We start from the raw sequence: 376 nt of genomic DNA, 5'->3' as shown, positions 1-376 counted from the left end.
CGGGCCGCCGAAGGGAGACACGGAGCATGAGCTATTTTATTTTGTCGCAGGATGAGCGCGTGACGAAGGCGATCGAGCCGGCGGGTATGGCGGGCCTGATTCCGAAGGAGCTGCTTACGCCGGAGCGGATTCGCGAGCTGGACGATTGGCTGCTGCATTTCTCCGTGAAGGAGCAGCCGGGAGGAGGCGAGTTCGTCGATTATGTGGAGCGGCCGTATCCGCTGTGGTCGGAGAAGCTGAAGCAGCATTTGCTGAAATGCTGTCCGGGACTGAAGGGGCAGCCGGTTGTGCTGACCGATATGCCGCGCCTGCGGCAGCAGTCGTACTTCTTGGCGGCGCCGCCGGTGGTGGACTGCGTGTCGGCGCAGACCGAGTT

1 pseudogene is annotated in these 376 nt (G+C 62.8%); it reads left to right on the top strand.

The features are described from left to right. Positions 1-26: 26 nt before the first annotated feature. Positions 27-376: pseudogene (locus tag GQS10_RS22855) on the top strand (serine protease); the annotation flags it as partial.

Source organism: Paenibacillus turpanensis, assembly GCF_011421635.1.
Taxonomy (GTDB): Bacteria; Bacillota; Bacilli; order Paenibacillales; family YIM-B00363; genus Paenibacillus_AK; species Paenibacillus_AK turpanensis.
The sequence above is the reverse complement of the archived record's forward strand: the minus strand, read 5'-3'. Positions and strand labels throughout refer to the sequence as shown.